Here is a 24,510-nt window from a genome sequence, read left to right on the forward strand (position 1 = left end):
TAACTACACAAAAAATATTTTTGGCGACGGTTGGATCTGGTAAAGACCTGATCATATTACTCACCCGTCATCTTCTCAAAAGGCCAGGGTGCAGGCTGCTTGCGCCGACGCATAGTCTGATCATATTGGAATAAATCGTCACACTTAATTAACTGAATAACTAAAAAATAATTTAATGATCATAGAATACATCAGATACAGCATACCAGTGGAACTGCAACAAGCTTTTATGGAAAGTTATACCAAAGCAGCGGACTCCCTGAGGTCCTCAGCAAACTGTTTAGGGTATGAACTGACACAAGGGAATGAAGAGCCCGAAAATTATATGCTCAGAATTAAATGGGATTCCATGGAAGGGCATTTGAATGGGTTCCGTCGAAGCGAAGGGTTCAAGAGTTTTTTTAAAGAAGTAGCTCCTTATTTTAATAATATTCAGGAAATGAAGCATTATGAATTAACGGAAATCTATTGGAGGCGATGAACAATCATATGCAACGCCCATTCAAATGGAAATAAAAGGTTCGTCTTTATTTAATTGGCGGTATAGCAATGAATTGATATTGTCGCTTTTTTACAAAACATCCGATAGGGCTGCTTTTACTTTTGCAGGTAATAAAATCAAAAGGTTACCATAAGAATAGTAACAGCCATCTCTCACCGCCTGATCGAATTGTTAAAAAAGCAGGAATATTTCAAAATGACTTAACGACAAAATACTAACAGCTACCTACCAATGATCACAAAATTTTCGTCTCTTTCAGCTATTAAAGTTGCGGTGCAAAGTGTTTTGGATACGCTCGAGCAGAATCAAACCGGTGATTTTGCCGATATTAAAATCGGACTGTTGAACAGCGTTGTCAGACCATTGGAGGCGGCAATTCAAAAGCGCCCCGACATCATTAAAAGTGCTTCGGTCAACTCCGTAACGCAATATGAATCGTCTGAGGCTGGCCATCTTAAAGACAACCTGGACAGTTATCTATGGCAGATCACGCTTAATGCGACTGTTTATATGGCGGAGCATCCTGATGAGTCTGAACTGCTGGAAGCAGTAGGAGCTTTACAACGTTTAAGCCTCCGTCAAGCAGACGCCGATGCTTCGCACGAGCGCTTACTAACCTTGCAAACCCTGCAAAACGGATTAACAACGCGGATCCTAACAGCGCATAATGGGCCGTATCTGGTGACTAACTTATCCGCCTTTTACAATTGGCTTGGAGAAAAGCTTCATGAGGCACCTCAGATGGCGCTATGCAGGTGCGGGGCGTCGGCCATAAAACCTTTTTGCGATGGCACGCACGCAGTAAATAACTTTACCGATTCCAAAGATCCCAACCGTGTTCCGGATCATCGTGACGCATATGTGGGATTGCAAGTGACCGTATTAGACAACCGTGGCATTTGCCAGCACTCCGGTTTATGTACCGACAGACTTGCAAACGTATTTCGGTTAGGTAAAGAGCCGTTTGTGGCGCCCAGTGGTGGGCGTATGGACGAAATTATCCGCGCCGTCAGGGATTGCCCTTCCGGCGCGCTGAGTTATGCGATTGACGGGGTTGAAGCCAGAGACCAGGTAGATCACCACCATAGCAGGGAGGCGGAAATCGAGGTGACAAAGGACGGCCCTTATCGCATTACAGGGGGCATAGGGCTGGTTCATGGAGACCTTGCTGAAGTAGCGAAAAATGAAGGTTCATCTTACGAGCACTATGCGTTGTGCCGCTGTGGCAAATCTCAAAACAAGCCATTCTGCAGCGGTATGCACTGGTATGTTGGCTTTAATGATCCGGTAGAAAAAGAAGATGCACAGCCAACCATCTTTGAGTGGGCCGGGGGCTACCCTGCATTTTTGCGGATGACCAGATTATTTTATGAAAAATATGTCCCCCAGGACGATATTTTAGCACCGCTGTTTGCTGCTATGGAGGGCGACCATCCGGAGCGTGTTGCAAAATGGCTAGCTGAAATCTTCTGCGGACCTCCCGATTACAGCAAAGAATATGGCGGTTATAATCGTATGCTCTCTCAACACATCAGCAAACAGTTAACAGAAGAACAAAGGGCGAGATGGGTAAAGTTGTTGCTGCAATCGGCTAAAGATGCGATGTTGCCAAATGATGCTGAATTCAGGTCTGCATTCGGCAGTTATATTGAATGGGGCTCCCGGCTTGCGGTAGAAAATTCGCAAACCCATTCGACACCACCGGAAAATATGCCCATGCCACATTGGGACTGGAACACATCAGCCGGTCCGCCAGGTTCCAGAACATCCGCCTTGGCCACGCCTGAAGAACAAAATGAAATCTTGTACCCAGCTAATGGTGAAAACATCAGCTTTGAAAAACACATCAAACAATTGTTTCGAACGAAAGACAGGCAATCCATGAGCTTCATTTTTGACCTATGGAAAGCTGAAGATGTCAAGAAATATGCTGATGAAATACATAGGCGGCTCGAGAATGGTTCCATGCCATGTGATGGAGCCTGGGAAAAAGAAAAACTGAATCTGTTTCTACAATGGAAAGAAACAGGGATGCACAATTAAAATGGCACGGAATTGTATAAAATTACGCTATGATAGCATTAAACGATAAAATGTACACTTGTCCAGTCGATGTAACTTTAGGCCTTATCGGTGGCAAATGGAAATTGCTGATCTTATTTCACCTGCACTATTTTACCAAAAAAGGCTACAGCGATTTTAAAGCTAACCTGCCGGGTATCTCAGAGAAAATGTTGTCTCAGCAGCTAAAAGAACTGGAGCGTGATCAATTGATCGCCAAGAACCAATTGTCCGTTAAGCCTAACCGGGTGGAGTATTTTCTCACCGAAAGAGGCAAGTCTCTTGGCCCATTGTACGAGTTTATCAGCGCATGGGGAATTGACTATCTAAAGGAATATCATATTGATTATATTAAAGACCAGCATCTTTATAAATAAACAGACTTAACTAAACTAGTGTTCCGGCCTACTTATCGGTAAGTTATTGATTCATAAGATAACACCCGTTACCTTCGAACACGGTGTCGCTTATAGTAAAAGACTGCATAATTCAACATGTGATAAGACCTAATACATCAATCTAAAAACCTATGAGTCACAAAAATTTAAATCCGGTCAACCCGGTACATCCGAAGAGAGTTGCCATAATTTTATCAAATCCAGGGGTGTCTACAACTACCGGCTGGCCTGTCGGCTTTTGGTGGTCGGAGCTAACCCATCCTTATTTTAAATTTACAGAGAAAGGCTATGAGGTAGAGATCTTTAGTTATTTCGGTGGAAAGTGCGAAGCTGATGCGATGAGTAATCCAGAAGATATTTCCCAATGGCAGGCAGAGGATGTCATCAGCCGGGGTTACCTGCATGATCCTAACTTTCTGAAATTATTAGAGAACACCAAAGCCGCGAAGGAAATTGATGTAGACAAGTTTGATGCGGTCATCATCGCTGGCGGGCAGGGACCCATGTTTACCCTGGAAAATGCAACAGATACGATAGAAAAGTTCGTTGAATTTTATGAAAGCGGGAAGTTAACATGTGCACTTTGTCACGGGGTAGCGATCTTGAAATACGCCCGACTTTCTAATGGCGAGTATTTAGCCAGGGGCAAAACATTGACCGGGTTCTCTAACTGGGAAGAAGATTTCGCAGATAATGCCGTATGGAGTATGAATCTGCTACCCGAAGGCACACGCGTCATGCCATGGCGGATTGAAGATGAGCTGCGTGCATTAGGGGCGAACTTTATCCAGGCGGGATTATGGAAAGGATTTGCCATTCGGGACGGAAACTTGGTCACGGGTCAGCAAAACTTCAGCGGAAGCGAAACGGCGGACGTAATGATCCAGGCATTGGGTGAATAAATGACTGGAAGAGCGAAAATCATTTTGACAGGTATTTCATTATTATGCCTGTCATACTTCCGTTTTTTCATCATTATAGGTTTTAAATGAAGTGCGAATGTGATCATAAAAGTTCTACCAGGCACTCTGCGATTTGTTCAGGTTGATCGACCTGAACATAGTGCCCAGCACTTTCGATCAGCTTAAAGGTAGATGTTGGCATGATTTCATGAAATGATTTGGCCACGCCGGCATTAAGATAAGGATCATCGGCACCAAAAATAATATGCACCGGTAAGGCGAGATTTTTGAGTTCGGGTACCCTCAGGGTATTCTGGTAAACAGCGGAATCTAAATCCTTATTCAATTTTAAAAATGCCCTAAAATTTTTCGGGTCAGCAAACGACTGATAGAGCTGCGGAACAAGTTCGTCCCGGCGAATTTTGTTCGTAATGAATTTTCCAATCTGCCGATAATAGGTCAGCCGGTTGATCAGTTTAAAATTCCGGGCTACCCAACCTGTAACAATGCGCACAACTGGGGTCGAAAACATCCATATCGCTTCCGGCTTACGTGTAGTCGGCATTTTTGAGTAATAAGTGTTTAATAAGATAAGTTTGGCAATCAGCTCAGGATGGTCAAGTGCCATGTTAATGGCGGGTGGCCCAGATGCATCATGCGCTACAAGCCAAACATTCGTCACTTCAAAATATTGGATAACAGCTTCAAGTTCGGCACGTTGATCAGCCGCAGTGTAGTGATAAGCAATAGGTTTGGAAGACTTATGCCAGCCCAAAAAATCAAAAGTGATAATATGAAACTGACCGGCAATGTAGGGGATCAGATAATCATATAACTGAATATTGTCGGGGAACCCGTGTAACAGCATCAGCGTCGGCCCGTTACCGGCGTATTCCTGTGCATAAATAATTTTATCCTCCGCCAAACTGATGTAGTGTGGTGTAAAGTCTAGCTCTTTTATTTTTTTCATATTAATTGTATCTACAAGTATTTTTTTAAATTTTTTTTATTTATCGTTCTTAACTGCTTTGATCATGAGATTTAAATTGCCTGAGGCTGTTGCCCCAATCAGTTGATCTAACTTGTTATTGATCGCTTGCCAGACGGGCAAGGCTCTTTTCAATAATGAAAGTCCGGTATCCGATAAAGAAATTTGAGCATTACGGGCATCTGAGCCCTTATCACAGATGACCCAGCCAGTATCCTGGAGTTTACTGATATCGCGGCTAACCGTACTAAAATTGATCATTAACATGTCTGCGATCTTTTTCTGGTTGGTTATGCGTGTTTTTCCTATAAACAAAAGCAGCGTAAACTGATTTCCATTTAACCCAAACGGTTTGAACGCCTTGTCATAAATAGTTGTCAGCATCCGGTTAAGCATTTTGACCCGGCTGTTAAAACAAACCATCGGATTGATCTCGGCAAACAATTTGGTGATTTCTTCCTGATGCATATTCAAAGCTAAATAAATACTTGTACATACAAGTATTTAGCAGGATTTATTTTTTACTGCTTTTGGTTATTTCGACGTGCGGCGCTGATGACATTATTCTGAAAGCTGGAAATTAGAATTAAAACTATATTTTTAAAGATGACTTTTGAATTTACAGTGCAGCCTGGTTTTAATTTCGTTCAAAGCTTTGGCGAGTACTTTAACATTCCCGTATTTAACAATGAATTGAAGATCCCGCCGCACATGGGCGAAGGCCATATCAAGATGGTTGATGTAGCACCGGGCTTTAAATTCGTCCTGCACCATTATACTTTGAAGGAGGAGTTTCATTTGAAACGCAAGGCGCCAGCCGAAGTTAGTGATTTGATCTCCATTGTGTTCAATAGCAATGAATTGCCCGCAGGATCTGCCATCGACCGGGAAACCGCAGTTGATTTTTTAAAGAAGAACGGTTCGTCCATCCAGGTTGCATCCACCGCTATCTCTACTGAAACCATTTTTCCTGCTAATGTTGAGGTCTATTTTGGCGTGATCGGCATTAGCAGGCAGCTGCTTGCCGAAATCCTGCGGGTAAACCAGGCCAATGGCCCTTTGGAAACAATTTTGCACAGCGATAGCCTGTTCTTTTATCACGAAAAAATGCATCCCGAAGTGGCAAGGGTTTTAAAGCTTGTTTCCGAGATCAATGAACTAAATAAATTGAGTGATCTGTTTTACAGCATCAAGGCCCACGAAATGGTGTACCTGTTGTTTAGTAAGCTGCTTGACCGGGACAGTGACAAACAAAGCCCGGTGAACAAGTCTGACATCGATAAATTATACCTGATCCGGACCGCTGTGCTGGCCGATCTGGGTCAGCCTCCTCATTTGAGCGAACTCGCTGTTATGGCTGGTATGAGCGAAACGAAAATGAAGCAGCTGTTTAAGCAGACCTTTGGTGATACGATTTATAACTTTTACCAGAATGAAAGGATGCAGCAAGCAGGGTTTCTATTGAAACATGCGGGCTACTCCGTTTCTGAGGCAGGCTACCGGCTCGGGTTTTCCAACCTCAGTCATTTCTCCAGGCTTTTCGAAAAACACTTTGGGGCCACTCCAAAAAAATACACGCTTGTCGGATAGGACTATTTTTCGGGCCCGCGCCGCTATTTTAACTTTCATATCCTGCTGACCTTTGACATATCAAAAAACAAACGATATGAAAAAGTTATTAATGCCTTATAAAAGCGAGGCCCTTAATTTAAAGAATCACTTAGTGATGGCGCCGATGACCCGCAGTCGTGCAATTGACAACTTACCTAACGCGCTGATGGCCGAATATTACAGCCAGCGCCGCGGCGCTGGGTTGATCATCACGGAAGGAACGGCCCCTGCACCGGAAGGCCTGGGTTATGCCCGTATTCCCGGCATATTTTCCAATGAACAAATTGAAGGCTGGAAATTAACCACTACAGCCGTGCATCAGAACAATACCAAAATATTCCTGCAACTAATGCATACCGGCCGTATTGGACACGAGGCTAACCTGCCAGCGGGTGTTCAGGTAGTTGGCGTATCCGCCATTGCAGCGGCCGGGCAAATGCATACCGATGCTGCCGGTATGCAGGATTATCCCGTTCCGATAGCTTTATCAACCCAAGGCGTAAAAAAAGTGATCGGCGAATATGTCACCGCCGCAAAAAATGCGATAGCCGCGGGTTTTGATGGTGTGGAACTGCATGCGGCCAATGGCTACCTGATCGAGCAATTCCTTAACCCGAACGTTAATGACCGTACAGATAACTATGGAGGAAATATAGAAAACCGGGCCAGGTTTGCCATAGACGTTGCACAGCAGGTAGCTGATGCGATTGGTAAAGAAAAGGTGGGTGTAAGAATATCACCTAACTCAACCCTCGGCGATCTGCAGGCTTATGATAATGATGCCACTGAGGAAACTTATATACATTTAAGCAGGGAATTCAACAGGATCGGCCTGGCCTATATCCACATCAGTTTGAGCCCGCAGTTGCCTGTTACAACCTTAAATGCTATCCGTACAGAGTTTGAAGGTACGCTGATCTATTGTAATAACTTTACCGCCGAGAAAGCTGAGGCCGAACTGGAAAAAGGGGATGCCGACCTGATCGCTTTCGGACGGGGCTTCCTGGCCAATCCTGATCTGGAGCAGCGTATTATCAATGGCTCACAATTGAATGCTCCGGACTTTACCACACTTTACACCCCGGGCGCTAAAGGTTATACTGATTATCCGGTCTTATTTTAATTAACTCCTAACAACTCAAAAAATGAAAAAGGTAATTTATAATAAATTCGGCGATGCTGGTGTATTAGAAATGGCTGATGTAGAACTGCCTGTAGTCGGTGAAACATCACTTTTGATCAAGGTCAAAGCAGTGTCTATTAATCCCCTGGACTGGAAGATCAGGAACGGGGAAATGAAATTAATGTCGGGCAGTAAATTCCCGAGAGGGACCGGTATTGACTTTTCGGGGATCGTTGAGGCCACAGGTAGTTCAGTTAAAAATTACAAGAAAGGCGATGAGGTATTTGGTCTGTTGGACGTTTTTAAAGGTGCGGCTTTGGCGGAATATATCCTGGCCGAAGAAAAAGATATCGCAATTAAACCTCAACATATTTCTTTTGAACAAGCTGCTGCCGCACCTGTGGTAGGTTCTGCGGCACTCCAGCTTTTTGATACTTTATTAAATATTGAAGCGGGTACAGAAGTGCTGATCAACGGCGCTTCGGGTGGAATTGGCATGTTTGCCATACAAATAGCGAAAATGAAGGCAGCCATAGTTACCGCCGTGGCCAGCGATACCGGCTTAGCAGCAGTAAAGGACTGGGGAAGCGTCGCGGTCATCAACTACCGCAAAGTAGATGTTTTGAAAGCGGGAAAGCTTTACGATGTTGTTATTGATCTGTCTAATCAGATGTCCTATAGCGCGGCGAAAAAGATCATGAAGCCCTCATCAGCCTATGTACATACGGCTCCCGGACCAAAAGAGATCATCAGCTCCTTTTTCATCAGCTTGTTTTCAGCAAAAAAATATAAGGTGCTTATGCTTAAACCTTCACCGGTATATTTAAAAGAGCTTAAAAAATATATTGAAGACGGGCTTTCTGTAGTGGTCGGCAAAGCTTATTCTTTTGATTCATTTAAAACAGCTTATACTGAAGCTCCTAATGCGCATATGGTTGGAAAAATGGTAATCAGCGTTAATTGACAAAGCTGCATAGCAGAAGGAAATTTGGCTGAATTTTATTCAGCTATGTCGAATCAATTACTTTTTCATGGTTTTGGCTAAATCAAACGCAGATACGGATAAATCCGGCCCGGTAAAGCACCGCATCTTTGTATCAACAAAAAAGAATCAATTATGCGTGTATTTGTAACAGGAGCCACAGGCTTCATCGGAACTGCCATCGTGCAGGAATTAATAGGTGCGGGGCACCAGGTACTGGGATTGGCCCGCTCGGACGCATCGGCCCAAAAGCTGATCGATGCGGGTGCAGCAGTTCACCGGGGCGACCTGGAAGACCTGGATAGCCTGCGCAGCGGGGCTGCACAGGCAGAAGGCGTGATCCACGCCGGCTTTATCCATGACTTTACCCGATTTGCCGAAGTTTGTGAAGTAGATAAGATCGCCATCGAAACCATTGGCGGGGTACTGTCCGGCTCTGACCGACCTTTTATCGTTACCTCGGGTTCGGCGCTGGTAAGCCCCGGTAAGCTGGCCACTGAAGATATCATTCCCCCGTTTAACCCTGCCTGGCCCCGCGCATCGGAGCAGGCAGCAGATGTCGTTGCCGATAGGGGAGTTCGTGCGGCCGTAGTCCGCTTATCGCCATCAGTACACGGGGACGAGGATAAACACGGATTTATACCGATAATGGTTAATATCGCCAGGGATAAGGGCACCTCTGCATACATCGGCGAAGGCCATAACCGTTGGAATGCCGTGCACCGTTTAGATGCTGCCCGTTTGTTCCGTTTAGCTTTGGAAAATGCTACGCCAAAAACTCGCTATCATGCTTCTGCCGAAGAAGCCATTACCGTTAAATCTATTGCCGAAGCGATCGGTAAGCAATTGAATTTACCAGTAACATCAGTGGCGCCTGAAGCCGCTGCCGCACATTTTGGCTGGTTTGCGCAGATGGCCGCTATCGACTGCCCGGCATCCAGTAGCTGGACACAAAAACAATTGAAATGGCAGCCGGCGGAGCCAACTTTGCTGGCTGATATCGGGAATGGCATCTACAACAAATAGGCGATGAAAATAATAGTAACGGGTTCCTTAGGGAACATCAGCAAGCCGCTGACAGAAACTTTGGTTGCCGATCGCCATGATGTCATTGTAATAAGCAGCGATCTCAAAAAACAAACCTCTATAGCCGCATCAGGCGCAACACCGGCCATTGGTTCGATCACCGATCTGGAGTTTTTAACGCGCACCTTTAAAGGTGCAGATGCCGTATATGCCATGATTCCGTTGAGTTTTACGGAGCCTGATCTTGGCGCTTACATGCACAACGTAGCACAAAAATATGCGCAGGCCTTCAAAGCTGCCGGTATCAAACGTGTAGTGCTGTTGAGCGGTTGGTCTGCTGATCTGGTCAAAGCCGAGAATGTAGAACACTTGTTTGATGGACTGGAAGCCTCCTTAACGATCATGCGGCCCGCTGCTTTTTATACCAACTTTTACCAGTCGATAGACCTGATCAAAGGCAAGGGCCTCATTGGTAAGTTTCTGACGCTTCGCTATTCAGGAGCGTGGTCTTTGTTAACCGGCAAAACAGGGCTGCTAATGGGAAACTATGGCGGTGATGACCGGATCGTTTTCGTATCGACTAAAGATATTGCCGATGCAGTTGCTGAAGAACTGTTGCTCATGCCTGATCAAAAAACCATCAGGTATGTAGGCAGCGAGGAAATGACCTGCAACGAGGCAGCTAAGATCATTGGTACAGCCATAGGTAAACCCTGGTTGAAATGGGTATTGCTTTCAGATCAGGCAATGCTGCAGGGATTGAAGATGGCCAAACTTCCTGAAAAACTGGCGGCGACCCTGGTGGAAATGCAGGCAGCTATGCACAGCGGCAAGACCCTGGAAAACTTTCACCGTAATAAACCCAAAATGGGCAAAGTAAAACTCACTGATTTTGCCCGGGAATTTGCGGCGGTATATCATCAGAAATAATCATTATATTTAACTTATGAGCAGTAACCAGCTTTTTCATTTTCATACAATTACCGAATATCACCGGGCCGCAGGTCTGCCAAAACCAGCACACCCACTTATTAGCCTGGTGCACATGGACGATCTCAGCCGGCCGTTGGCGGATAGCTCTTTCGGCGTGGTTTACGACTTTTATTCGATCGCTATGAAGAGGGTAAAGGACGCTAAATTCAAATATGGCCAGCAGGCCCATGATTTTGATGAGGGCGTATTGTTCTTTATGTCACCCGGTCAGGTTTTTGGGATAGAAATGGAGAAAGGAAGCATGAGGCACCGGCCGGAGGGCTGGATGATCCTGATCCACCCTGACTTTTTGTGGAATACCCCGCTGGCTAAAACCATCAAACAATACGAGTTCTTTAACTACTCCGTGTATGAAGCACTGTACCTGTCTGATAGGGAAGAAACTATGCTGACCACCATCGCGCAAAACATCGAGCAGGAATACCAGGCCAATATTGACCGCTTCAGCCAGAGCGTGATCATTGCGCAGCTGGAGTTACTGCTAACCTATTCAGAAAGGTTTTATCAGCGCCAGTTTATTACCCGTAAAATCACAAGCCACGAGATCCTGATCAAATTGGAAGATTTACTCTCCGCCTACTTTAACAGCGGGTCGCTTGCGCAAAAGGGCCTGCCAAGCGTTACCTATGTAGCCGAAAACCTGAATATTTCACCGGGTTATCTAAGCGGCTTGCTCAAATCCCTTACCGGGCAAAATACACAGCAGCACCTGCATAACAAGTTGATAGATCTGGCTAAAGAAAAGCTTTCCACTACCAGTCTTTCCGTAAGCGAGATCGCTTATGAATTAGGTTTTGAGCACCTTCAATCCTTTAGCAAATTGTTTAAGACCAAAACCAGCCTTTCGCCATTGGAGTTTCGTCATTCCTTTAATTAACTAACATGCTGATTGGTAGTGGTATAAATTAACCTCAACGCGTACAAGAGACAATCCCTGAAAATCATAGTCATTCGGTGAAAGTCCCAGTGAATATCAGTATTTTAGGAATCGCTTTTAACGATGTGCTTTATTTTCGGCACCGGTTTACTAAAATATCAGCCTATCGCAGGGAGAGGTTACAACTTGCTGGGAGAACACGTAAAAGCAGATATAAACGACAACCGCTTGGTTGACTGTTGAAGATTGGGCGTAAACCTTTTTCGTAAAATATGGTGGAAGTTGCAAGGACAGTCGTGTCCTTTTAAACCAGTTAATTTACTATTTAAAGAGCGCTGCTATGGTTTGCATTGGTAAAAACATTTTACCGGAATCCAGTTTGATAAAGCCGTATTTGCAGTAAAATGCTTCTGCATCTACATCGAGGGGATCTACGATCAGGGCCATGGAACCTACGTTTTTTTCCGAGGCATCGAAAGCCACCTTTAACGCATCCATTAACAAATATTCACCCAGCCGTTGACCTTTATATTCTTGATCTACTGCCAGACGGCCCAATAAAGTAGCAGGCAAATCATGGTAAGATGGGGGCATTTTCTTCTGAACTTCCTCCGGCACAAGTTCACGGGAAACGCTTGTACTTGATAAAGTATAATAACCAATAACACGGCCATCGTCTACCATCGCGAATACCGCGCTCAAGCGCCTTTTCAGATCCTGACCCGCTTGTTTTTGGATGTAGTTATCCAGCATCTCCTTGCCGCAGCTGAAGTCTTTCTTATTAAATCCGGACTGTAGCGGTAATATCGGATAACTCATTAAGCTTCGGAAGACTCTTTATTAAACTTCTTGTACCTTTTAGCTGCATTTTGCAAACGTTGATCAGGCTTTGGAGGGTTCATGATCGCATCAAAGAATATTTTTTTATCTCTTTCAGAAGCCAATATGGCTTCATGCTGCTGAACAATGCTTTTTGCCTTTTCTTCAGCGGTTGACAGCATAAAATCAGTCAATGTACGATAGCCGCCAATTTTAGTCGCCAATTCAAAAAGTTCTTTCTGAACCTTGGTGAGTTTGGTATCAAACCTTGTTTTCTCAACTTTAAGTGTTCTTTCCATAACATCAAATAACACCGCAAATATACGGAAAAATTCCGTACAAAAATAAATGCAACTCACGAGGGAATTTTTCCAATGTTTTATGGAAGAAGAAACAGCTACCAGCAACTTTTAAGATAGATGTTCAATATATTTTTGAGGGTGTTTTTAAATACGCGCCGTTCGCATTTTGAGGCTTCAAAGTCATCTTTTATAAGACCGATCACCATATTAATCGCCTGAACCTGCGGTTACATATTTTGCAGCAATGAGCAGCATCAGGGTACGATCCGCTTTCGCTTCTTCGTAGTTTTCTTTCAAAAGCTGTTTGATCTGCTTATTTTTAAGTTTAACGGCAGCCATTTGCAAGATCTGGAACGAAGCCATTTCAACACTTTCGATGTTTTGCATGTAGAAAATGATCGAAAGATCGCGCAATGCCGGATTTTTGTGCTGATCGATCGCCTCAAATGCATCGTCTACCAGTCCCGTAATGCCCAGGCAGCTTTCTGTTGAAGGCGCTGTATCGAGCAATTCGTAAACAAGTTCCATCCGTGCAATCTGCTTTTCTACATCGTTCGTAGTTTCCTGTATGGCCTCATGAAGATCGACATATTGCACTTCAGCGGCTAATTTCGGCAAACGGGTTACCAAATGGGTTTTGGCAGCATATATACGGTTAAGATGGCTGATGAAAAATGTCTTTATTTTTTCTGAACCTAATTTGATCTTGTCCGATGACTTTGGTTTTTTGGGACTTTCTTCCATGGTAAAGTGTTGATAGCGCTAATTTATAAAATCTTTCACTTGCATTAAAAGCTGATAGATATCAAATGGCTTTCTGACAAATGAATCGGCTCCACATTCTTTCGCAATGATACTGATATCTGATTCCGCTGAGATCAGGATCACTGGTGTTTGCCGTTTGGGGTAATGCTCCTTCACTTCGGCGCATATCTCAGCGCCGTTCTTTGCCGAACCCTTAATATTGATATCGAGCAGAATCAGATCGGGTGAAATCTCATGAATACGATCAACAGCGTCCGAACTGTTCGAAATGACCACGTTATAACCTTCGTCCTGAAAGATGATGTGTAGAATTTCTAAAATATCTTCATCATCGTCAATAACAAGTATCCTTTTTCTCATCTGATTATGACCTCAGACAAATGCAAACAAAATGTTAACCAATTTGCCTTTTACGCAATAAAATCTGAAAAAGTTCTTGTTTTTTCGCGCAAAAGGGCATTAAAGCCGAAGAAATAGTTAAAAGGTGTAGTTAAAAATAAACGTCTGTCAGGGTCAATTGAGGCTTTGTATCACGCGGGTTATGATCTCTTCGAGGTATTCTTTGTTTTTATAAGCCGGATCAAATGACGTCACGCTGAGTCTTACCCAATTGCTTTTCGCCGTAAGCGGCAGGTCAGCGGTTACTTCGATCAAAAATGATCTTTCTTTCCCGTCCCAGGTAAAACGTACCAGGTCGGCGTTATTAGACCAGGTAACCAAGCGGCTGCCATATATCATATCATTTGCCGTTTCTTCAATAACCAGGTAACTGTGATGGCCTAAACGTTCGATCAGCCCGGATTTCACAGCTTCATAAACGTACCCGATCAATTCCTCTTCCATGATCCATATGTTTAATTGATCAAATATTTGGCCGATAACAATAATAGGAGCTCACGTTCTGCCTGCGCTTCCTTGAAGTTTTCGTCTAGCAACGAGTTCACCTCTTTATTATTAAATTTTACAGCCGCCATTTTTAGCGCCTGAAACGAGGCAATTTGCAGGCTTTCAATATTTTGGAGGTAGTAAATGATCGACATATCCTGCAAGCGCTGGCTACCGCGTTGGAGATCGATGTCTTCGAAGACATCATCGATCAGGCGCTTGATTCCTTTACAATCATCGGGCGCCTGCTCCGCGTTCAGGCTGCCAAAGATATCCTTCATGCGCGCTAGCTGCCGCTTGATCTCCACCGTAGTTTCGGCTAGCGCGTCTTTGAGATCCTGGAAAGCTGCAAGTGCTGCCAAACGTGGAAGTTGTAACAGCAGATGTTGTTTGGCACAAAAGACCTTGTTCAGGTGCAGTAAAAAATACTCTTTCAGTTCATCACCACCCAGGTTGATATCAATGGAAGGATTTGATCGCTGCATATCTTTTAAATTAAGTCATTAACAAATGTTTCACTGTGTCAGCTAACTGGGCAATATCGAACGGTTTTTTAATAAAACTGTTCGCTCCGCAACCCGCAGCTAATGAATCTAGATCTGTTTCGGCAGAAAGTAAAATAACGGGTAATTTTTCCGGCGGATAGTGTTTCCTGATCTCGGCACAGATCTCGTTTCCGCGCTTTCGATAGCCCTCAATGCGCACGTCAAGTAAAATAAGATCGGGATGTATCAGCTCCAGGTGCTCCGCAGTTTCGCCAGTATTCGAAACCACAACCTCAAAACCTTCATTCTGAAAAATGATATTAAGGATCTCTAAAATATCCTCATCATCGTCTATAACTAAAATCCGCTTCGGCATACTAAAGATTTTTCTGCAAATACCAGGTTTTGTCAATTGGGTAACAATACCTGTTCCAATAATAACTAAAGATTAATAAATCAAGGAATTTTTACGCCTAAGCTAATAAAAAACATGCTGATCGAAAAGAATTGCAAAAACTTGTATTTTATTGTGTACAAAGAATTTGACAAAGTCAACAATGGTCTGATGTGATGGTAAGGTCATTTTCATCCGGCCTTATGAGCGCAGTTAACGGATGTAATGGCAGAAAATTTGTTATTGATTATTTTTAAAGTTCAACGCACTATTAATGATTGCGAAATGGAAAACAAAAATCAATCAAGGCAGCCGCAGATGAATCTTCAGCCTGCCGACCTCAAACAGTATTTTCTTGGACATCTGAATAAGATCTACTGTGCAAAAAATCACTTAGTTGAAAATTTTCCGGCGGTGCTCAAACTGGCAACGTTTACAGATCTGCGCGGCGCTATCGAAGACGGCATTAATGACCTGCGAAACCAGATCGCCCGGATGCGGGAGATCTTCGAGATCATGAAGGAAAAATATGAACCGGGTACCTGCCAGATGTTTGAAGGCCTCATCAGCGATCTGTTTCGCGGCGCGGAACAGGAAGCGACCAGTTCAGAACTGCGCGACATGTCCATCATTTATTATTTACAGAATATTGAGAGCCTGGAAATGGCCTCCTTTCATGCCCTGCAAATGGCTGCGGTAAAATTCAAAAATGAAGACATCAACGCCTTATTAAAGGATAATTTTGATGAGGCAAAAACCGAAAGAACACTGCTGCGGCTGATCACCGCCAAATACCTGACCAGTTAAAATTTTAATTTAAAACAGAATTAATATTGCATTGATTAATTAAAAAAAGCTGTTTATATTTAATGTCACATAAAAGGGAAACTTTGAACGGGATTGATTTTCATGGACTTTAGATACTTATTGAATAAAAATCTAGCCAGCATTATGGCTGCTTTGCCGGAGGATTTTAACATTCTCGCCATGGCCTTGGAATCTACTAATTCCGGTGTAGTGATCACCGACTATCGCCAGGCAGATAACCCGATCATTTTTTGCAATCATGCGTTCGAGAACCTTACCGGCTATTCAAGGGAAGAAGTGATCGGCAGGAATTGCCGTTTCCTTCAGGGAAATGATCTTATGCAGGACGAACTGACCCGGCTGCAAGACGCAGTAACGAATGGGGTGGCTATTACAGTTGAATTACGCAACTACCAAAAGAATGGTACGATGTTTTGGAATGAATTGTCCATTGCTCCGGTTAGAGATTTTGAAGGTGCATTAACGCATTTTATTGGTATACAAACTGATATCTCAAGAAAGAAAATGATGCAGACCGATCTCATGGAACAGATCGATCTTCTTAACAACAGGCTTGAAAAGCAGGCGAAATACATCAGCAAGATAGAAGAGATACTTTTTGGCATCATGCACGCCAGCCGTGAATGCCTGGTTGTACTTGATCAGGATTTTATGATCGTTAAAGCCAATGGGAATTTTTATGATATTTTTGAAGAAACTGAAGGCGATGTTATCGGGCGTTCATTCGAACAGATCCAAATGGGCCAGTGGAATGATCCCGGCCTCCATACATTACTAATTGACGCTTACTTTAAGAATAAATCTTTCGAAGGATTCCATTTCCATCTTTCTAAACCCAACGATAAATGCAGGGAGGTCAAAGTCTCCGCCAGTAAGCTTCAGGTAGAAGGTATAGCCAAAGACCTGATCCTGGTAAAGATTCGGTGTGAGTTCGACTATAATGAGCACAAGCCTAAACTTGAGTTAACATCGCATTGAAAATTTTCCTAAGCTGGTTTAATGGCAATTGTATTACAAGTATATTTTTCGGATAAAAGGGCCGGTGAATTTGTGACCAACACCTGCCTGAACACGAAATTCACAAAGACTCGTTATCATCAACCTAATTCAACTCTGATGAATTCATGCTGCGGATTTAAGCCGCCGGCAGACTGAACCAAAAGCTACTGCCTTTACCAACCTCACTAATCACACCAATATTGCCGTGATGTGCTTTGATGATCTCGGAACAAATAAATAGCCCAAGACCCAAGCCGGTGTATTGGCTGCCGCTGTTATCCAAGCGATAATAACGGTCAAAAAGAAATCGCTGTTTTTCCGCTGGTATACCAGGTCCCTGATCTGACACCGATACATTACTCTTCCTAAATGAAAATGTACAGATAAGCTTGATTTACCTGTACATTTTATCAACCTGGATATTTTTAGCTCGAACAATTTATTTTTCCATATCACTTTCTGTATGCATGGCGCATGCCCAAGTGCCATTCTCTTTCAACCACGTAGAGGTACAGGCACATTTCATTTCAACTCCGTCATAATCTAACTCTATGACATAGCCGATTACCGCATGATCCGCGCCTGTTTGAACCTGGTCATTTGTAATATTTTTGACTTTCATTGTTTTACCGCTGCCCTGATCAAACATTTTTTTAAAACCTGGCTCATCGACGCTCATCACGCCCCGCCTGCTCGCTACGATGCACGGAAACTTTGTCAAATTTTTAACAGTTTCATAATCTTTAGTGGTCATAGCGTCCCAATATTTTTTTTCGATCTCAAGAATTTCGCTTTTCATAAAAATTATTTTTTGTTCTTTTTTAAAAACGTCGGTGTTAAAAAAAGGTTTCGAGATTTTCTTAAAGAAACAGGTCATTCAGCTAACCTGTTTCTGAATAATTAAAGTTAAATGTATACTTTGGCTTTTCGCGATTGCTTTTTTTCAGAATCACTCGCGTTGTTTTAAATTCCTAACCCGCTTCTGTTCTCTCTTCTGCAATTCCTCCCGTTTTATTTTTTTCATCTGATGATCTAGAGGTCAACCGTTTTCAATTGCGGGTTCGCCGTGATAAAATAAATTATATCACCATAATCAGCGACGGTAATCAGGTGCGTGTTACCTTTTTTGAGCGAGTACAATTGATAATCAGCGAATACAAACATAATGATAGTAGCCCAGGTTGTCGTCGTGGTTGCCCTTGAACCTGTCACCGAGAAAAAAAAATCTTTGATTTTGAGCTAAAAACCGTATTTTTACGAAAACCAAGGCATTCCCGCGAACAAAAAGGTGAACAGCTTGGAGTAGTGCTTATAAATTACTGAAATATAGATATTTACATAGTTGGGTTGTCTTCCTGCCATCCCGACAACAAGCGATACCATAAAGCCTTAAGTTTTTCAACTTAAGGCTTTTGTTTTTTATAGCCATTGCCCCGGCATATAAAAAAAGAGGCCGCATGAATTGGATACGGCCTCTTACTGTTTAAGATTGACACTTTTATACTACCACGGAGCTGAGGTAATATCCGGGTTACGACGTAGCTCATTGGTCTCAATCGGAATCCAATTCATTTTATCTTCGTATTTGCGCTCGATCATTTTAACCGGTGTATATGTTTTTTCGCCTGTTGTAACGTTTTTAATAACGTCCATGCCATATACGGGTCTGTTTTCAATGTCAATTGCAATTTTCCAGCGCCTTACATCCCAGAATCTGTGAGATTCAAAGGCAAGCTCAACTCTTCTTTCGTTATAAATACGCTGTCTTAATGCCTCGCCGGTAACCGTGGCAGGTATTGGTGGCATGTTAACACTTGCCCTTGCTCTTACTTTGTTAAGATAGTCTCTCGCCGTGGCTTCATCACCCAATTCAAATTTTGCTTCCGCATAGTTTAGGTAGATCTCGGCCAAACGGAATATTTGCCATGGTGTAGTATAAATGGTTTGCCAGTTTATTGGCAAATCGGCATCAGGCATATATTTTTTAAGCTGATAGTTCCCACGCGGATTATCGCTTGTTTGTTTATAAGAGTCTACTCCCCAGGTTTTCCCATCAGATGATACCCACATTTCGAACAGATCACCCCGGAATACAGTTTGATCGTGAATAACAGTTGCTTCAAGCCTCGGATCGCGATTAAGGTATGGTTTCTTGGGATCATACCCGGATAGCGGATTAATGGTTTTTGTAGCAGTAAGGCCAGTACCGGTAACAATAAATGGCGGCTGGCCATTCGTCATTTCATAATCGTCAACCAGGTTTTGCGACGGGCCATTACTTGCCCACCAACCACCATAACCTTCATACCTTCTGCCTAAATTATTCGAAGGTGTTTGATGTCCATTGGCAGTAGTGAAGTTTCTGCCAAATATCAACTCGTCATTAAACTCGCCACTTTTGCGGTTAAAGGCCAATCTATAATCTGGATACAGTGCATAACCGCGATTTAATAATGCTTCTGCCGCGTCAGCTGCTTTCTGCCATTTAGCTATGTCCTTTGTTGGAGTATACAGAGGAGAAGCGGCGTACAAGAACACGCGAGAACGAAGCGCCCGGCATGCATCTTTGGTAGCTCTACCAAAGTTACCTTCACTTGCGGCGTATTTGTCCGGGAGATCTGTGATGGCTTCGGTTATATTTTTATCTATATAATTAACAACTTCGTCAATGGTGGCTCTTTTAAATTTAACATCATCGCTCAATCCATAAGATTTTTCAACAATCGGAACACCCCCAAATCTCTCTAACATACAAAAGTAGACGTATGCCCTTATAAATTTGACCTCCGCAATTAGTTTAGCCTTATCTGTCATGGCAACTTTGTTTAATGCCATCTCTTCCAGAAATACATTGATTTTTCTGATGTACTGATAGCCGCGGTCCCAGAAATATAGCCATTGATTGTCATTATTACCGAGTTGGGTAATATTATCACCATTCCAGGTACCTCTGGCAAACAGGTTAGGCGGCTGTCCGTTTGGCGTTGTGTTTATTGCTTCATCAGTATGTTTGCCCAACATACCGTGTACACCAAAACCATGAGGGATGGCATTGTAAAGTTCTACCTGATAGGCTCTTACAACATTTTCGTCCGTCCACACCACAGCTTCTTCTATTCTGTCGGTGGGAGCAATGTCCAGTATGTTTTTCTTACAAGAAAAACAGCTGAAGACCAATAAGCATAAAATAATTTTTTTCATGATTAATTTTTTAAAATCTAACACTAGCACCTAAATTGATCACTTTCAATGGCGGATAGCCAACCAGGTTAACTTCCGGATCAGACCATTTGATCTTAGGCGAATAAGTAAACAAATTATATGCGCTCGCAAATATCCTCACGTTAGCGATCTTGATCTTGCTGATAAGGCTTTTAGGTACAGTGTAACCAACCTCTAATGTTCTGAGCCTAAAGAAGGTTTGGTCATTCATAAAGAACGTACTGTTGCCTGGCTGATAAAAATCAGTTCGCGGCATTGTGCCATTTGGATTTGAAGGTGTCCAACGATCGGCAGCGCGATATACAGAAGCATTAGAAAAGTCCTGGTTACCTAATGATGCGAATGCACCATCGTAGTTATAGGCTTTTGTTTGCCCGTACAGGAAGATATTCATATCAAAATTGCTGTATTGGAAGTCAAGATTTAAACCAAATACATATTTAGGCGTGTTATTGTAATCAAACCTAACCTGGTCGTTCTGGTTAATAATTTTGTCGTCATTTACGTCAATAATCTTAATATCACCAACTTTTTGGTTTGCCTGATGCGGGTAGCTATCTAACTCAGCCTGCGTATTGAAAATACCGTCTGCTTGATAAAGCAGGGTTGCGCCGAGCGGGCGTCCTGTTTGGTCTCTATAAGCATAGGTATTCGGAACTTCGTCCATATATATTACCTTGCTTATATTGTATTGCAGGTTTGCACGTACATTGTAGAAAAACTTGCCGATCTTGTTTCTGTGAGTCAATGTCAGCTCATAGCCCTTATTATTAACTTCGCCAAGGTTTTGAGGTGGCAAGCCCGGATAACCATAAACCCTTGAAGCGGAAAAGTTACGCTGAATAAGAATTCCTGAGCGATTTTCTTTGAATAGGGTAAACTCAAATCCTAACAAACCCTTCCACAATGAAGCATCTATACCAAAGTCTGTTTTTTTGGCAATTTCCCAGGTAAAATTAGGGTTGGGCAAAGTTAGGGTATTTACCCCTTGAACGTCTGCTGTGCCAAATACGTAATTACCACCAAAACCAAAATACTGACCATACTGATAAAGACCTCCGCTGGCAGGGCTGTCGCTACCCAGCTCGCCGTAAGTGGCCCTAAGTTTTAACTGATCAATAAACGGAAAACTGTTTTTTATGAAATCTTCTTCCGATACACGCCATGCTCCCTGGAACGAAGGAAAGAAACCGTAGCGTTTTCCGGGAGGGAAGGTTGGCGAACCGTCATACCTGAAATTGAAATCGAAAATGTACTTAGATGCCCAGTCGTATGTGGCGCGGCCAAATACATTGTTATATGCACCCAATTGAGCATTACCACCGTTTCTTACGTCTGCACCTGCTGCGCTGCCGTAGTCAATTTGAGGGAAATCGGTAGAAACAAAGTTTTTACGATATGCGGAGCCCGACCTGCTGTATGATTGTTGTTGCTCACCGCCTACCATTGCCAAAACGTGGTGTTTTCCAAAGTTCATGTCGTATGATACCCTGTAATTATATAATGTCAGGTTTGATTTCCCCCAGCTGTCTGTTAATTCTGTGGAACCAACTATACCGCTCTTTTTATCATAGGCGCCTGTATTAACATTATATTGGTAATAGAAGTAAGGAACAGAGAACGATTTACTGAATGTGTTACTAACATCATAGTTAAAACTGGCATCAAACCTTAATCCTGGTACCCATGGTACTTTGAATGAGGCTGTAAAGGTGGTTTGTATGGGCAAATTATCGCTGGTGTTTGATCCGCGCTTATCAAGCAATAGCGGTGTTTCGCCCAACCTGCCGCCAGCCGGTAAACCATTGGGATAAAAACCAACAAGTGTAGGGTTTGCTTGTAATATATTTACAAAGTTAGTACCCGTATTAACCGGTGCGTATGTTCCGTTAGTAATAATAGCATTGATATTTGCACCTATTGATAAGTATTTGCTAATATCAACATCTAACCTTGCACGGAAGTTATATTGCCTGTTGCTGGTAGGGTTATATTTAAAGTAGCCATCCTGAAACGTGCTTCCGAAAGAAAGTAAATAACGGGCTGCATCGTTACCACCATTAACCTGCAGGTTAATGCGTTCCTGGGCTGCATATGGTTTTGATACCAGTTTTGCCCAATTTGTATTTGGATAGTTTACCAGATCAGATCCATCACGTAGTTTTTGGATAACGTCAGCGCTGTAAAATGGCGTTGTGCCACCACGATAGGCTACACCTTCATTATAAACTTCAGCATAAGTTACCGCGTCTAACATCTGCGGCACCTTGGTAGGGCTTTGAAACCCATAATTGTAGGTAAAATCAAATGTTGGTTTTCCTTTGGTGCCTTTTTTTGTCGTCACCAAAATAACGCCGTTTGCACCACGGTTACCATAAATAGCAGCAGAACCATCTTTTAACACAGTTACACTTTCAATATCTTCCGCATTTAAACGGCTAAAACTGCCACGACCCGGCACGCCATCAATTACTATCAGCGGGCCATTGGGACCTAAAGACGCCCCACCCCGTATAACGATACTTGGGTCATCCCGTCCCGGTTCTCCGCTACGTTGGTTAACAACAAGGCCCGGTAGTCTGCCCGCTAGCGTAGCGGTAACGTTTGGCGAAGGGTTTTTAGCAATTTCTGCGCCCTGTACTGATGCTATAGATCCCGTAACAGTGGCTTTCTTTTGCTCGCCATAACCAACAACAACAACTTCATCTAGTTGAGTTTGTACAGGCACAAGCTTTACGTTTACTGCATTTCCGTTCATAACCGGGATATCCTGGGGTTGATACCCCAGAACATTAAAGGTTATGGTAGCGTTACTGGGTACTGCTATAGAATATTTTCCACTTCCATCAGTAACTATCCCGATACTGGTTCCCTTAACAGTTACCGAAACACCCGGCATGGGTTGGTTAGTTTCATCTGTAACTGTACCGGTTATCGTAACATTTTGCTGTGGCAGCAAGATGATGGTATTGATCCTTATCACCGGTGCATTTGCATGCGCTTTGGTGACATTAGCCAAAATTACAGTCGCAATCGATGTAGTTATCAGCAAATTTTTGGACAATACCGTCCATGCTCGAAGCATGACCTTCGAATTTAATGTCATAATTTTTTGGTTTTAGTTTATTAGTTGGTTAATAAAAACATGCTGGCTCGAAGCCAATAGGAGATCAGTTTGATTTTCTCATAGGCATTATAATTACATAATTCATAGGTTGTCGCCGTAAACTGGGTTGAACGACTTTATACTTGGTATCCCAAATTTAACCTTTAATTAATCAGATAGCATTATACATAATTACCATTTTATTAAGGAATATTACCATCACACGAAACATAATGCTTAAAATGGGTATGTTTACCTGAGTTATATATGGAAGCCGAACTATTAAAAGTTTCTAATCAATCTGCGTTTTCGTTTAGTATAAGGTTAGACCGTGTACCAAACGTAAACAGCAGATGGCATTTTCACCCGGAAGTTGAGCTGATATACCTTCACCGTAGTTCGGGAATGCAATTTATTGGTGATAGTATAAAAAGGTTTCATGAGGGGGATATAATCTTGATCGGATCGAATCTACCGCATTACTTTAAATTTGATAAAGAAAAGCAGTTGAATAGCAACAATGATAATCCCTATTCAACCGTAGTCCATTTTTACGAAGATTTTTGGGGTAAACCATTCCTTGAACTACCGGAAAACGCAATTATTAAACGCGCTTTGGAGAAGGCAAAAAGAGGCATTTTGATTTCAGCCAGAAAGGAGCCTATAATCTCAAATTTAATAAAGCAATTGTCAGTTTCTGAAGGCCACTCACGTATAGTATTATTAATGGAAGCGCTTGCATTAATCGGTTCCAGCAGTAGCGGAAAACTACTGTCGTCTATAGGTTTTAAATACAATTTTGAAGAATCTGATAAATACCGGATCAACCTTATTTATGAGTATTCATTTGCTAATTTTAAAGACAAGATCTCATTACAAAAAATAGCCCAGATAGCTAACCTGGCACCTAACTCATTTTGTCGGTATTTTAAGGCTAAAACCAGAAAAACTTATTTTCAATTTGTTAATGAGATACGCGTAAGCCACGCATGTAAACTACTTATTGAGGACGAGGTTAGTATAAAGCAAATATGTTACGAAAGCGGCTTTAACAACTTTTCTTCGTTTCATGCTGTTTTTAAACAAATTACCGGGAAAACGCCGCTTACTTATAAACAACATATTATTCCAAGCTCGGCGCTTGATAATTAGCGGTCTGTAATGTTAATTTTGCTTAATAACAGGTTAATTTCCTGTAATCGGTAACAAATTTTATACAGTTAATTTGAAGCCCGATCAATC

General features: G+C 42.7%; 26 protein-coding genes. 13 read left to right on the plus strand and 13 right to left on the minus strand.

What is annotated here, in order from left to right; translation table 11 throughout:
- The first annotated feature begins 175 nt into the window (after positions 1–175).
- The 4 genes from ACVW2L_RS05335 (at position 176) to ACVW2L_RS05350 (ending at position 3,863) form a co-directional block, all read left to right on the plus strand.
- Positions 176–481, plus strand: a complete 306-nt coding sequence (locus tag ACVW2L_RS05335; RefSeq protein WP_457126926.1) for a putative quinol monooxygenase — start codon at positions 176–178, stop codon at positions 479–481.
- A gap of 252 nt (positions 482–733) precedes the next feature.
- Positions 734–2,545 carry a CDGSH iron-sulfur domain-containing protein gene (locus ACVW2L_RS05340; protein WP_457126927.1) on the plus strand — a complete coding sequence of 604 codons (1,812 nt, stop codon included), beginning with the start codon at positions 734–736 and terminating at the stop codon, positions 2,543–2,545.
- Positions 2,546–2,574: 29 nt separating this feature from the next.
- Positions 2,575–2,940 carry a winged helix-turn-helix transcriptional regulator gene (locus ACVW2L_RS05345; RefSeq protein WP_457126928.1) on the plus strand — a complete coding sequence of 122 codons (366 nt, stop codon included), beginning with the start codon at positions 2,575–2,577 and terminating at the stop codon, positions 2,938–2,940.
- Positions 2,941–3,092: 152 nt separating this feature from the next.
- On the plus strand, positions 3,093–3,863 hold the full coding sequence (locus ACVW2L_RS05350; protein ID WP_457126929.1) for a type 1 glutamine amidotransferase domain-containing protein: 771 nt from the start codon (positions 3,093–3,095) through the stop codon (positions 3,861–3,863).
- Positions 3,864–3,966: 103 nt separating this feature from the next.
- Here ACVW2L_RS05350 and ACVW2L_RS05355 read toward each other — a convergent pair whose 3' ends face one another.
- The gene (locus tag ACVW2L_RS05355; protein ID WP_457126930.1) at positions 3,967–4,833 is read right to left on the minus strand and encodes an alpha/beta fold hydrolase; all 867 of its coding nucleotides are present in this window, start codon (positions 4,831–4,833) and stop codon (positions 3,967–3,969) included.
- Positions 4,834–4,869: 36 nt separating this feature from the next.
- On the minus strand, positions 4,870–5,319 hold the full coding sequence (locus ACVW2L_RS05360; RefSeq protein WP_457126931.1) for a MarR family winged helix-turn-helix transcriptional regulator: 450 nt from the start codon (positions 5,317–5,319) through the stop codon (positions 4,870–4,872).
- 138 nt (positions 5,320–5,457) lie between these two features.
- Between ACVW2L_RS05360 and ACVW2L_RS05365 the strand changes: the two genes are divergently transcribed.
- The 6 genes from ACVW2L_RS05365 to ACVW2L_RS05390 all read left to right on the plus strand — a co-directional run bounded on the left by ACVW2L_RS05365 (position 5,458) and on the right by ACVW2L_RS05390 (position 11,463).
- The gene (locus ACVW2L_RS05365) at positions 5,458–6,441 is read left to right on the plus strand and encodes a helix-turn-helix transcriptional regulator (protein WP_457126932.1); all 984 of its coding nucleotides are present in this window, start codon (positions 5,458–5,460) and stop codon (positions 6,439–6,441) included.
- A 76-nt stretch (positions 6,442–6,517) separates the two neighbouring features.
- Entirely contained in the window at positions 6,518–7,585 is a 1,068-nt protein-coding gene (locus tag ACVW2L_RS05370) for an alkene reductase (RefSeq protein ID WP_457126933.1), read from the plus strand.
- A gap of 22 nt (positions 7,586–7,607) precedes the next feature.
- A complete protein-coding gene (locus tag ACVW2L_RS05375; RefSeq protein WP_457126934.1) occupies positions 7,608–8,549 on the plus strand; it encodes an NAD(P)-dependent alcohol dehydrogenase in 942 nt (313 codons plus the stop codon).
- Positions 8,550–8,702: 153 nt separating this feature from the next.
- Entirely contained in the window at positions 8,703–9,593 is an 891-nt protein-coding gene (locus ACVW2L_RS05380) for an SDR family oxidoreductase (protein WP_457126935.1), read from the plus strand.
- Positions 9,594–9,596: 3 nt separating this feature from the next.
- Positions 9,597–10,523, plus strand: coding sequence for an NAD(P)H-binding protein (locus tag ACVW2L_RS05385; protein WP_457126936.1), 927 nt, complete (start codon positions 9,597–9,599; stop codon positions 10,521–10,523).
- 16 nt (positions 10,524–10,539) lie between these two features.
- Positions 10,540–11,463 (plus strand): helix-turn-helix domain-containing protein, encoded by a 924-nt coding sequence (locus tag ACVW2L_RS05390; RefSeq protein ID WP_457126937.1) that lies wholly within the window; start codon positions 10,540–10,542, stop codon positions 11,461–11,463.
- 321 nt (positions 11,464–11,784) lie between these two features.
- Here the strand turns inward: ACVW2L_RS05390 and ACVW2L_RS05395 are convergent, their stop codons facing one another.
- From ACVW2L_RS05395 to ACVW2L_RS05425, 7 genes are all read right to left on the minus strand, one after another.
- Positions 11,785–12,282, minus strand: a complete 498-nt coding sequence (locus ACVW2L_RS05395) for a GNAT family N-acetyltransferase (protein WP_457126938.1) — start codon at positions 12,280–12,282, stop codon at positions 11,785–11,787.
- A complete protein-coding gene (locus ACVW2L_RS05400) occupies positions 12,282–12,581 on the minus strand; it encodes a type II toxin-antitoxin system TacA family antitoxin (protein WP_457126939.1) in 300 nt (99 codons plus the stop codon). Before ACVW2L_RS05400 ends, ACVW2L_RS05395 begins: the two co-directional genes overlap by 1 nt.
- 210 nt (positions 12,582–12,791) lie before the next feature.
- A complete protein-coding gene (locus tag ACVW2L_RS05405) occupies positions 12,792–13,328 on the minus strand; it encodes a DUF892 family protein (protein ID WP_457126940.1) in 537 nt (178 codons plus the stop codon).
- An 18-nt stretch (positions 13,329–13,346) separates the two neighbouring features.
- The gene (locus ACVW2L_RS05410; protein WP_457126941.1) at positions 13,347–13,709 is read right to left on the minus strand and encodes a response regulator; all 363 of its coding nucleotides are present in this window, start codon (positions 13,707–13,709) and stop codon (positions 13,347–13,349) included.
- A 153-nt stretch (positions 13,710–13,862) separates the two neighbouring features.
- Positions 13,863–14,192, minus strand: coding sequence for a hypothetical protein (locus ACVW2L_RS05415; protein WP_457126942.1), 330 nt, complete (start codon positions 14,190–14,192; stop codon positions 13,863–13,865).
- Between the two features lie 11 nt (positions 14,193–14,203).
- A complete protein-coding gene (locus ACVW2L_RS05420) occupies positions 14,204–14,719 on the minus strand; it encodes a DUF892 family protein (protein ID WP_457126943.1) in 516 nt (171 codons plus the stop codon).
- A 10-nt stretch (positions 14,720–14,729) separates the two neighbouring features.
- A complete protein-coding gene (locus ACVW2L_RS05425; RefSeq protein WP_457126944.1) occupies positions 14,730–15,095 on the minus strand; it encodes a response regulator transcription factor in 366 nt (121 codons plus the stop codon).
- 243 nt (positions 15,096–15,338) lie between these two features.
- On the opposite strand from ACVW2L_RS05425, the gene ACVW2L_RS05430 reads away from it, so the two are divergent.
- Together ACVW2L_RS05430 and ACVW2L_RS05435 are read left to right on the plus strand one after the other, a co-directional pair.
- Positions 15,339–15,920, plus strand: a complete 582-nt coding sequence (locus ACVW2L_RS05430; protein WP_457126945.1) for a DUF892 family protein — start codon at positions 15,339–15,341, stop codon at positions 15,918–15,920.
- 144 nt (positions 15,921–16,064) lie between these two features.
- Positions 16,065–16,919, plus strand: a complete 855-nt coding sequence (locus ACVW2L_RS05435; RefSeq protein WP_457126946.1) for a PAS domain-containing protein — start codon at positions 16,065–16,067, stop codon at positions 16,917–16,919.
- 157 nt (positions 16,920–17,076) lie between these two features.
- Here the strand turns inward: ACVW2L_RS05435 and ACVW2L_RS05440 are convergent, their stop codons facing one another.
- The 4 genes from ACVW2L_RS05440 to ACVW2L_RS05455 all read right to left on the minus strand — a co-directional run bounded on the left by ACVW2L_RS05440 (position 17,077) and on the right by ACVW2L_RS05455 (position 23,268).
- Positions 17,077–17,289 (minus strand): ATP-binding protein, encoded by a 213-nt coding sequence (locus ACVW2L_RS05440; protein ID WP_457126947.1) that lies wholly within the window; start codon positions 17,287–17,289, stop codon positions 17,077–17,079.
- Positions 17,290–17,379: 90 nt separating this feature from the next.
- Positions 17,380–17,739: a nuclear transport factor 2 family protein gene (locus tag ACVW2L_RS05445; RefSeq protein WP_457126948.1), complete on the minus strand. Its 360-nt coding sequence runs from the start codon at positions 17,737–17,739 to the stop codon at positions 17,380–17,382.
- A 704-nt stretch (positions 17,740–18,443) separates the two neighbouring features.
- Positions 18,444–20,141: a RagB/SusD family nutrient uptake outer membrane protein gene (locus ACVW2L_RS05450; RefSeq protein ID WP_457126949.1), complete on the minus strand. Its 1,698-nt coding sequence runs from the start codon at positions 20,139–20,141 to the stop codon at positions 18,444–18,446.
- 10 nt (positions 20,142–20,151) lie between these two features.
- A complete protein-coding gene (locus tag ACVW2L_RS05455; RefSeq protein ID WP_457126950.1) occupies positions 20,152–23,268 on the minus strand; it encodes a SusC/RagA family TonB-linked outer membrane protein in 3,117 nt (1,038 codons plus the stop codon).
- A gap of 267 nt (positions 23,269–23,535) precedes the next feature.
- Between ACVW2L_RS05455 and ACVW2L_RS05460 the strand changes: the two genes are divergently transcribed.
- On the plus strand, positions 23,536–24,420 hold the full coding sequence (locus ACVW2L_RS05460) for an AraC family transcriptional regulator (RefSeq protein WP_457126951.1): 885 nt from the start codon (positions 23,536–23,538) through the stop codon (positions 24,418–24,420).
- The last annotated feature ends 90 nt before the right edge of the window (positions 24,421–24,510 follow it).

This window comes from Mucilaginibacter sp. HD30 (assembly GCF_054061755.1).

What these genes read in the sequence shown, in the direction of transcription:
- ACVW2L_RS05445 (WP_457126948.1), bottom strand. Translation starts at nt 17,739, where the DNA reads ATGAAAAGCGAAATTCTTGAGATCGAAAAAAAATATTGGGACGCTATG.
- ACVW2L_RS05410 (WP_457126941.1), bottom strand. Translation starts at nt 13,709, where the DNA reads ATGAGAAAAAGGATACTTGTTATTGACGATGATGAAGATATTTTAGAA.
- ACVW2L_RS05340 (WP_457126927.1), top strand. Translation starts at nt 734, where the DNA reads ATGATCACAAAATTTTCGTCTCTTTCAGCTATTAAAGTTGCGGTGCAA.
- ACVW2L_RS05415 (WP_457126942.1), bottom strand. Translation starts at nt 14,192, where the DNA reads ATGGAAGAGGAATTGATCGGGTACGTTTATGAAGCTGTGAAATCCGGG.
- ACVW2L_RS05405 (WP_457126940.1), bottom strand. Translation starts at nt 13,328, where the DNA reads ATGGAAGAAAGTCCCAAAAAACCAAAGTCATCGGACAAGATCAAATTA.
- ACVW2L_RS05455 (WP_457126950.1), bottom strand. Translation starts at nt 23,268, where the DNA reads ATGACATTAAATTCGAAGGTCATGCTTCGAGCATGGACGGTATTGTCC.
- ACVW2L_RS05435 (WP_457126946.1), top strand. Translation starts at nt 16,065, where the DNA reads ATGGCTGCTTTGCCGGAGGATTTTAACATTCTCGCCATGGCCTTGGAA.
- ACVW2L_RS05355 (WP_457126930.1), bottom strand. Translation starts at nt 4,833, where the DNA reads ATGAAAAAAATAAAAGAGCTAGACTTTACACCACACTACATCAGTTTG.
- ACVW2L_RS05420 (WP_457126943.1), bottom strand. Translation starts at nt 14,719, where the DNA reads ATGCAGCGATCAAATCCTTCCATTGATATCAACCTGGGTGGTGATGAA.
- ACVW2L_RS05380 (WP_457126935.1), top strand. Translation starts at nt 8,703, where the DNA reads ATGCGTGTATTTGTAACAGGAGCCACAGGCTTCATCGGAACTGCCATC.
- ACVW2L_RS05450 (WP_457126949.1), bottom strand. Translation starts at nt 20,141, where the DNA reads ATGAAAAAAATTATTTTATGCTTATTGGTCTTCAGCTGTTTTTCTTGT.
- ACVW2L_RS05400 (WP_457126939.1), bottom strand. Translation starts at nt 12,581, where the DNA reads ATGGAAAGAACACTTAAAGTTGAGAAAACAAGGTTTGATACCAAACTC.
- ACVW2L_RS05365 (WP_457126932.1), top strand. Translation starts at nt 5,458, where the DNA reads ATGACTTTTGAATTTACAGTGCAGCCTGGTTTTAATTTCGTTCAAAGC.
- ACVW2L_RS05375 (WP_457126934.1), top strand. Translation starts at nt 7,608, where the DNA reads ATGAAAAAGGTAATTTATAATAAATTCGGCGATGCTGGTGTATTAGAA.
- ACVW2L_RS05350 (WP_457126929.1), top strand. Translation starts at nt 3,093, where the DNA reads ATGAGTCACAAAAATTTAAATCCGGTCAACCCGGTACATCCGAAGAGA.
- ACVW2L_RS05430 (WP_457126945.1), top strand. Translation starts at nt 15,339, where the DNA reads ATGGCAGAAAATTTGTTATTGATTATTTTTAAAGTTCAACGCACTATT.
- ACVW2L_RS05390 (WP_457126937.1), top strand. Translation starts at nt 10,540, where the DNA reads ATGAGCAGTAACCAGCTTTTTCATTTTCATACAATTACCGAATATCAC.
- ACVW2L_RS05345 (WP_457126928.1), top strand. Translation starts at nt 2,575, where the DNA reads ATGATAGCATTAAACGATAAAATGTACACTTGTCCAGTCGATGTAACT.
- ACVW2L_RS05360 (WP_457126931.1), bottom strand. Translation starts at nt 5,319, where the DNA reads ATGCATCAGGAAGAAATCACCAAATTGTTTGCCGAGATCAATCCGATG.
- ACVW2L_RS05370 (WP_457126933.1), top strand. Translation starts at nt 6,518, where the DNA reads ATGAAAAAGTTATTAATGCCTTATAAAAGCGAGGCCCTTAATTTAAAG.
- ACVW2L_RS05385 (WP_457126936.1), top strand. Translation starts at nt 9,597, where the DNA reads ATGAAAATAATAGTAACGGGTTCCTTAGGGAACATCAGCAAGCCGCTG.
- ACVW2L_RS05425 (WP_457126944.1), bottom strand. Translation starts at nt 15,095, where the DNA reads ATGCCGAAGCGGATTTTAGTTATAGACGATGATGAGGATATTTTAGAG.
- ACVW2L_RS05335 (WP_457126926.1), top strand. Translation starts at nt 176, where the DNA reads ATGATCATAGAATACATCAGATACAGCATACCAGTGGAACTGCAACAA.
- ACVW2L_RS05395 (WP_457126938.1), bottom strand. Translation starts at nt 12,282, where the DNA reads ATGAGTTATCCGATATTACCGCTACAGTCCGGATTTAATAAGAAAGAC.
- ACVW2L_RS05460 (WP_457126951.1), top strand. Translation starts at nt 23,536, where the DNA reads ATGGAAGCCGAACTATTAAAAGTTTCTAATCAATCTGCGTTTTCGTTT.